Origin of the sequence: Mycobacterium sp. (assembly GCF_019243155.1) — a bacterium.
GTDB lineage: Bacteria > Actinomycetota > Actinomycetes > Mycobacteriales > Mycobacteriaceae > Mycobacterium.
The window spans coordinates 1-4,472 of sequence record NZ_JAFAUS010000033.1 but is presented as its reverse complement, the minus strand read 5'-3'; the positions used below and the strand labels follow the sequence as shown (position 1 = coordinate 4,472).

Annotated in this window: 3 protein-coding genes and 2 pseudogenes; 4 read left to right on the top strand and 1 reads right to left on the bottom strand. The window is 65.9% G+C overall.

The window, feature by feature from the left end; translation table 11 throughout:
* The 3 genes and pseudogenes from JOZ00_RS01795 to mobA all read left to right on the top strand — a co-directional run.
* Positions 1 to 1,114: pseudogene (locus JOZ00_RS01795) on the top strand (2-oxoglutarate ferredoxin oxidoreductase subunit alpha); the annotation flags it as partial.
* 39 nt (positions 1,115 to 1,153) lie between these two features.
* A complete protein-coding gene (locus JOZ00_RS01790; protein ID WP_293338872.1) occupies positions 1,154 to 2,245 on the top strand; it encodes a 2-oxoacid:ferredoxin oxidoreductase subunit beta in 1,092 nt (363 codons plus the stop codon).
* A gap of 9 nt (positions 2,246 to 2,254) precedes the next feature.
* Positions 2,255 to 2,860: a molybdenum cofactor guanylyltransferase gene (mobA, locus tag JOZ00_RS01785; protein WP_293338869.1), complete on the top strand. Its 606-nt coding sequence runs from the start codon at positions 2,255 to 2,257 to the stop codon at positions 2,858 to 2,860.
* On the opposite strand, the gene JOZ00_RS01780 is transcribed toward mobA, so the two are convergent.
* On the bottom strand, positions 2,857 to 3,162 hold the full coding sequence (locus JOZ00_RS01780; RefSeq protein WP_293338867.1) for a hypothetical protein: 306 nt from the start codon (positions 3,160 to 3,162) through the stop codon (positions 2,857 to 2,859). The genes mobA and JOZ00_RS01780 overlap by 4 nt on opposite strands.
* Before the next feature lie 1,191 nt (positions 3,163 to 4,353).
* Here JOZ00_RS01780 and JOZ00_RS01775 point away from each other — a divergent pair.
* A pseudogene (locus tag JOZ00_RS01775) lies at positions 4,354 to 4,472 on the top strand (transglycosylase family protein); the annotation flags it as partial.

Sequence of the window (4,472 nt, the reverse complement as noted above, 5' to 3'; positions counted from 1 at the left end):
GATCACGCCGGCGTCGGACATCCTGCACGAGCTCTCGAAGCACAAGAACTTCAACGTGATCACCTTCCAGGCCGAGGACGAGATCGGCGGCATCTGCGCGGCCATCGGCGCCTCCTACGGCGGCGCCCTGGGCGTCACCAGCACGTCGGGGCCCGGCATTTCGCTGAAGTCCGAGGCGCTGGGCCTCGCGGTGATGACCGAGCTGCCGTTGCTGGTGGTCGACGTCCAGCGTGGTGGGCCGTCGACCGGCCTGCCGACCAAGACCGAGCAGGCCGACCTGCTGCAGGCGTTGTACGGCCGCAACGGTGAATCGCCGGTCGCGGTGCTGGCGCCGCGGTCGCCGTCCGACTGCTTCGAGACCGCCCTGGAGGCGGTGCGCATCGCGGTGTCGTATCACACCCCGGTGATCCTGTTGTCCGACGGCGCCATCGCCAACGGCTCTGAGCCATGGCGGATTCCGGACGTCGGCTCGCTGAAGCCGATCAAGCACACGTTCGCGAAACCCGACGAGCCCTTCCAGCCCTACGCCCGTGACCCCGAGACGCTCGCGCGCCAGTTCGCCGTTCCCGGGACCGCCGGGCTCGAGCACCGGATCGGCGGGCTGGAGGCGGCGAACGGTTCGGGTGCCATCTCGTACGAGCCGGTCAACCACGACCTCATGGTTCGGTTGCGCCAGGCCAAGATCGACGGCATCTCCGTACCGGATCTGGAGGTCGACGATCCGACCAGGGACGCCGAGCTCTTGCTGCTCGGTTGGGGCAGCTCGTACGGCCCGATCGGTGAAGCCTGCCGGCGCGCGCGGCGCAAGGGCATCAAGGTCGCGCACGCCCATCTGCGCTACCTGAGTCCCTTCCCGGCGAACCTCGGCGACGTTCTGCGGCGATACCCGCAGGTCGTGGCGCCGGAGATGAACCTGGGTCAGCTGGCCCTGATCCTTCGCGGCAAGTACCTGGTGGACGTGCAATCGGTCACCAAGGTCCAAGGTGTCGCGTTCCTGGCCGACGAGATCGGGCGCGTCATTCGGGCTGCGCTGAACGGGACATTGGCCGAAATCGAGCAAGATAAGACGATGGTCGCGAGAATGGCGGCAGCGACGGTTGGAGCTGACGCGTGACGGCGACGCAGAGCGAAGCGGTTAGGAGGAGCGGCGCTCGTGACTGAAGTGATTGGCAATCTGGCGGGCACGGACCTTGGGGTGACACCCAAGTTGACCAAGAACGACGGGGTGCCCACGACGGATCAGCCGCAAAAGGGCAAGGATTTCACCAGCGACCAAGAGGTTCGTTGGTGCCCGGGTTGCGGTGACTACGTCATCCTCAACACCATCCGCAACTTCCTGCCCGAGTTGGGGCTGCGCCGCGAAAATATCGTGTTCATCAGCGGTATCGGCTGCTCGAGTCGGTTCCCGTACTACCTAGAGACCTACGGCTTCCACTCGATCCACGGTCGGGCGCCTGCCATCGCGACGGGTCTTGCGCTGGCGCGCGAGGACCTGTCGGTGTGGGTGGTCACCGGCGACGGCGACGCCCTGTCGATCGGCGGCAACCACCTGATCCACGCGCTGCGCCGCAACGTCAACATCACGATCCTGTTGTTCAACAACCGGATCTATGGGTTGACCAAGGGTCAGTACTCGCCGACGTCGGAGGTCGGCAAGGTCACCAAGTCCACTCCCATGGGATCGCTGGACCACCCGTTCAACCCGGTGTCGTTGGCGCTCGGCGCCGAGGCGACCTTCGTCGGCCGCGCCCTGGACTCCGACCGCAACGGCCTGTCGGACGTGTTGCGCGCCGCCGCCGAGCACCGCGGTGCCGCGGTGGTCGAGATCCTGCAGGACTGCCCGATCTTCAACGACGGCTCGTTCGACGTGCTCCGCAAAGAGGGGGCCGAAGAGCGGGTGATCAACATCCGTCACGGTGACCCGATTGTCTTCGGCGTCGACGGCGAATACTGCGTTGTGCGATCGGGTTTCGGCCTCGACGTGGCCAAGACAGCCGACGTGTCCGTCGACGAGATCGTCGTCCACGACGCGCACGCCGACGACTCGGCCTATGCTTTCGCGCTGTCGAGGCTGTCCGATCAGAACCTCGACCACACCGTGCTGGGCATCTTCCGCGACGTCAGCAGGCCCACCTACGACGACGCGGCGCGATCCCAGGTCCAGACGGCGCGGGCCGCCAACCCGTTCGACTCCGCCGCCCTGCAATCGCTGTTGCGCGGGCGCGACACCTGGACCGTCGACTAAGGTAATTCCGTGCCCGACACAGTCTCGCTGGCTGGGGTGACCCTCGCCGGTGGTGCATCACTTCGCATGGGTCGCGACAAGGCGACCCTTCCGTTCCCCGGTACCGACGGGTCCGACGCCACCACCATGGTGGAGCGCGTCGTCGGCATTCTCGCTCAGCGCTGCGACCCGGTTCTCGTGATGGCCGCCCAGGGCCAGCCGCTGCCGGAGTTGCGGGCTCGCGTCATCCGCGACGAACTGCGGGGGCTCGGTCCGCTGCCGGCCACCGGGCGGGGGTTGCGCGCCGCGGCCGAGGCCGGCGCCCGCTTCGCCTTCGTCTGCGCGGTCGATATGCCTTTTCTGACAGTCGAACTCATCGAGGACCTGACCCGTAGGGCCGTTGAGACCGGCGCCGAAGTCGTGCTGCCGTGGGATGGCCAGGACCACTACCTGGCGGCGGTGTACCGCACCGACCTGGCCGACCGGGTCGAGGCGTTGGTTGCTTCGGGGGAGCGCAAGATGCGCGCCTTCGTCGACGCGTCGGATGCCCAGCGCATCGTGACGGCGGACTCGCGGTCGCTGACCAACGTCAACACCGCTGACGAGTTGCGCGCCCTGGCGCAGCTGCGCGTCTAAGCGCGCCCCGCCCCGCTTTTCACTCGCGGAATTTGTCGCATAATTCCTGTGTCGTAACGACGCATCCAGGAATGCGTGATCAAAATGGCAAATTCAATAAGCATGATGACAAAATTCTGGAGTTTATTTTGCGCATTTCGCGTCGGGGTCGTCGGCGCAGTGATGACCATGTGCTGTCCGTGCGCTGTGATCTGTTGGCGCACCAACGATTTCGCGAGGTGACGGTTGCCGGCGGCCCTGTCCGGGTTGACGGCCAGATAGGCGCGGCTGATTTCCGCGAATCTCTCAGCAAATTCTTTCATCCGCACCGATAAGGGCGAAAAAGCGTCATCATGCGGATGGCCCGGCGGTCGAGGCCTGCGTCCACCAGATCTTTGCCACGCGCGCGTGAAAAGTGTTGGTGCCCTTGATATGTATGTGGAAGTTGTTGTGGGCGTGCGCCATTGGTCCAGGATGTATCCTCGCGTCCTTTCATCCGGTCGGGTCACGATGGCCGGTGGTGGATAATGCTGTGGGATAGTCCTATTGCGGAATTTGGATTACTCGTTTTTCGCATCACCGGCGTGGCGTGCGGTATATGAACAAAGCGTCCTGTACAGTCCGCCCGCTCGCTGTTGGTGCGTTGTGCCTGTCAATCCGGCACCGGATCCGTTTTAAACTCCGCAAATGCGTGTGCCAGCTCACAAAAAGCGCGTGATTCGGCTCACCCTTTTTAGTACGCAGCCCGTGTGGGTATCGGAGAAAAAGGCGCAACTGACCTGCAGAAATAAACGTGCTGTCTCGGTGTGATCGGGTCGTTATCGAACCGAGATATCCGGTTTCCGAAGATGACGAATGGGACGGCTTCTCGTACGGTCCCTGTTAGCCCACAAACGGGTTACGGAAGAATAACTGAAAATTTTATCCACGGACCCGCGTGTGAGCGGCGCCGCGGACGGCTAAGCCCGCCCGCGGCCGGTCGGTGAGAGCCCGCCCTGGGCCTGACCAGCCCGCCGCTCCTGTGCCTGAACGAGACGGCACAGCCCAGAGCATCTACTCCCGCACCAACCCAACACCTCAGCCCACATCCGTGGGCTTGCTTTGGCGCGCGCACCGCGAAAGGAACGATTTTGAACAACGTCCGTAAGACGCTCATTCTCGCCGCGGTCACAGGCACGCTCGTGACCATTCCTGCGGCCACCGCACACGCGGACCCGATGGGCTCTGACCCGAACGCGGTCCCGGCCGGAGCCGCCCCGGCTCCCGACGCCCCGCCGCCCCCGGCCCCGGACGCTCCGCCGCCGGCCCCCGACGCTCCGCCTCCCGGCCTGCCGCCGGCTCCGGACGCTCCGCCGCCGCCGGCCCCCGACGCTCCGCCGCCCCCGCCTCCCGGACTGCCGCCGGCTCCGGACGCTCCGCCGCCGCCGGCACCTGTCGGTTTCGACCCGGCCGTCCCGCCGCCTCCGGGCCCGGAGGCACCGCCCCCGCCGCCGGTCCACGCCTACAGCGTGAACTGGGACGCCATCGCGCAGTGCGAGTCGGGCGGAAACTGGGGAATCAACACCGGTAACGGCTTCCAGGGTGGGCTGCAGTTCACGTCCAGCACCTGGCACGCCAACGGTGGCGCGGGCTC

Bases quoted from the DNA above. Each gene is read 5' to 3' on its own strand.
- JOZ00_RS01780 (WP_293338867.1), bottom strand. From the start codon at position 3,162: ATGAAAGAATTTGCTGAGAGATTCGCGGAAATCAGCCGCGCCTATCTG.